Origin of the sequence: Streptomyces flavofungini (genome assembly GCF_041028215.1) — a bacterium.
Lineage (GTDB): Bacteria > Actinomycetota > Actinomycetes > Streptomycetales > Streptomycetaceae > Streptomyces > Streptomyces flavofungini_B.
The window spans coordinates 1-2,690 of sequence record NZ_JASKYR010000829.1; the positions used below are offsets into that span (position 1 = coordinate 1).

Annotated in this window: 3 protein-coding genes and 1 pseudogene; 3 read left to right on the plus strand and 1 reads right to left on the minus strand. The window is 70.2% G+C overall.

Going from position 1 to position 2,690, the window contains the following annotated elements; all coding sequences use genetic code 11:
- Positions 1 to 737: SIS domain-containing protein (locus AB8Z36_RS35125; RefSeq protein WP_369217443.1), on the minus strand; the 737-nt coding region annotated here is incomplete at its 3' end.
- A gap of 229 nt (positions 738 to 966) precedes the next feature.
- On the opposite strand from AB8Z36_RS35125, the gene AB8Z36_RS35130 reads away from it, so the two are divergent.
- From AB8Z36_RS35130 to AB8Z36_RS35140, 3 genes and pseudogenes are all read left to right on the plus strand, one after another.
- Complete coding sequence (locus tag AB8Z36_RS35130; RefSeq protein ID WP_440582083.1) at positions 967 to 2,232, plus strand: ABC transporter substrate-binding protein; 1,266 nt, start codon at positions 967 to 969, stop codon at positions 2,230 to 2,232.
- A 9-nt stretch (positions 2,233 to 2,241) separates the two neighbouring features.
- Positions 2,242 to 2,475, plus strand: coding sequence for a DUF3263 domain-containing protein (locus tag AB8Z36_RS35135; RefSeq protein ID WP_369217444.1), 234 nt, complete (start codon positions 2,242 to 2,244; stop codon positions 2,473 to 2,475).
- Between the two features lie 19 nt (positions 2,476 to 2,494).
- Positions 2,495 to 2,690: pseudogene (locus AB8Z36_RS35140) on the plus strand (trehalose-phosphatase); the annotation flags it as partial.

Genomic DNA, 2,690 nt, shown 5'->3' on the forward strand with positions numbered 1-2,690 from the left:
TCCCCCGCGAGCCCCTCCGGCAGCGTCCCGAACATCCAGGCCACCCGGCCGGGCCCGGTGATGGAGATCGGCCCGTGCCGGTACTCCATGGCCGGGTAGGCCTCCGTCCAGGCCCCCGCGGCCTCCCGCATCTTCAGGGCGGCCTCAAGAGCCAGTCCGTACGTCCAGCCCCGGCCGAGGAACGTCCACTGCTCCGCGCCGACCACGGAGTCCGGCAGGGGCTCCGAGATCGCGAGTTCGGCGTCGACCGCCGCCTCGGCCACCGGCTTCACGCCCGGAACGTCCCCGAGGCCCGCCCGCAGGAACGCCAGAGCCGTCGTCGCGAAGCGGGTCTGGACGACCGACTCCTCGTCCGCCCAGTCCAGGACGGCCACGGCGTCGGCGGCCTCCATGACCGGCGTCCTGGGGTCGGCGGTCAGCGCGACGGTCGGCACCTTCCCCTTGAGCTGTCCGAGGAGGGCGAGGACCTCCGTCGTCGTACCGGAACGGGTGATCGCGACCACGCGATCGTAGCGGCGCCCGGCCGGGAACTCCGAGGAGGCGAAGGCGTCGGTCTCGCCCTGTCCGGCGGCCTCCCGCAGCGCGGCGTACGCGATGGCCATGAACCACGAGGTCCCGCACCCGGTGACGGCGACCCGCTCCCCCGGCCGCGGCAGGCCCTCGAAGGAGGTGACCGCCTCCGCCGCCCGCTGCCAGCAGGCGGGCTGGGTGGCTATCTCTGCTGCGGTACGCGACATGCTGCGTGGCTCCTCGTCAGTGCGGGACCGCCACCGGGGCCGGGCCGGAAGGGGCCCGCCGGGGGTTCGGTACGGTGCTCGGGGTGGACTGCTGTGCCTATATGTACCGCCGTTGCACAAGTGATACTCGGGTGGTGTAGACCTTGTGTCCGGACTCGGGAGAAACTCGCAGTTCAGGTGTGGGACGGGCAGGCCCCGCAACAACGTGAGCAATGAGGGTGGGACAGCTGTGCAGCGGCGCGCGACAGGACTGACCGCGGCGGTGGCCGTACTGGGCATGGCGGGCGCCCTCGCCGGCTGCGGCGGTCCCGGCGACTCAGGCGACGTCACCCTCAAACTGGTGGCCGCGGACTACGGCGACTCCGCCGCGAACAGCTCGTCGAAGTACTGGGACAAGGTGGTCGAGGGGTTCGAGGAGGAGAACCCCGGCATCAAGGTCGACGTCACCGTGCACTCCTGGAACGACGTGGACCGCGAGGTCAAGGAGATGGTCAAGAAGGGCGAGGCGCCCGACATGGCCCAGATCGGCGCCTACGCGGACTACGCGGCCCAGGACAAGCTGTACGAGGCCGACGAGGTCCTCTCCATCGCCACCCAGGCCGACTTCCTCGCCCCGCTCGCGCAGGCCGGTGAGGTCAACCGCACGCAGTACGGCATGCCGTTCGCCTCCTCCACGCGCCTGCTCTTCTACAACACCAAGCTCTTCAAGGACGCGAACCTCACCCCGCCGCAGAGCTGGAGCGAGCTCCAGGCCGACGCGAAGGTCCTCAAGGCGCGCGGCGTGAAGATCCCGTACGCGCTGCCCCTCGGTCCCGAGGAGGCGCCCGCCGAGACGCTGATGTGGATGCTGAGCGGCGGCGGCGGTTACACCGACAACGTCAACTCCTACAGCATCGACTCCAAGCAGAACACCAAGACGTTCGCCTGGCTGCGGGACGAGCTGGTCGGCGAGGGCCTGACCGGGCCGAAGGCGCCCGGCGAGCTGAACCGCGCCGAGGCCTTCGCGGCGTTCGCGCGCGGCGAGGTCGGCATGCTGAACGGCCACCCCACGCTGATGAAGATGGCCGCCAAGAAGGGCGTGAAGTTCGGCATGGTGCCGGCGCCCGGAGTCAACGGCAAGGCGCAGGCCACGATGGGTGTCGCCGACTGGATGATGGCGTTCAAGCAGAACGGTCACCGCAAGGAGATCGGGAAGTTCCTCGACTACGCGTACAGCAAGAAGAACGTGCTTGAGTTCTCCAACGAGTACGACATCCTGCCCGTGACGACCTCGGCGTCCGAGACGATGGCCGAGCAGCGCGGCGACAGCGAGCTGGGCAAGTTCCTCAAGGAGCTGCCGACCTCCCAGCTCTATCCGGTGGGCAAGACGTCCTGGGCGCAGGTCTCCGCCGGGATCAAGAAGGACATCGGCAAGACCGTGGAGAAGAACGGCAACCCCGCGTCCGTCCTCGGCCGTCTGCAGAACAAGGCGGTCGCCGAGGAGAACGCGGAATAGCGTGTCGGCATGACGGGACAGGGACTTTCGGAGCGGGACCTCGCCGTGCTGGCGCTGGAGCGGCGTGACTGGCCGGGGCCCGGCGCCAAGGAACGTGCCGTGCGTGAGGAGCTCGGCATGGTGCCCGTGCGCTACTACCAGCTCCTGAACGCCCTCCTCGACGACCCGCGCGCGCTCGCCCACGACCCGATTACGGTCAATCGGCTGCGCCGGGTGCGGGAGTCACGGCGCGAGGAGCGCTGACCCGGTTAAGGTCGGGCCCATGGGTGACCCTACGTACGCGCAGCACGCCGGTCCTGGACGGTCCGGACTGCCCGAGCCCGTCACGGCGGCCGGGCGGGACGGCCTCGCCGCGATTCTGGCGCGGCCGGAACGGGCCGTCGTGGCCCTCGACTTCGACGGCACGCTCGCGGTGATCGTGCCCGATCCCGAGCAGGCCCGCGCGCATCCCGGTGCGG

Coding starts and splice junctions, on each gene's coding strand:
- AB8Z36_RS35135 (WP_369217444.1), top strand. CDS start 2,242: ATGACGGGACAGGGACTTTCGGAGCGGGACCTCGCCGTGCTGGCGCTG.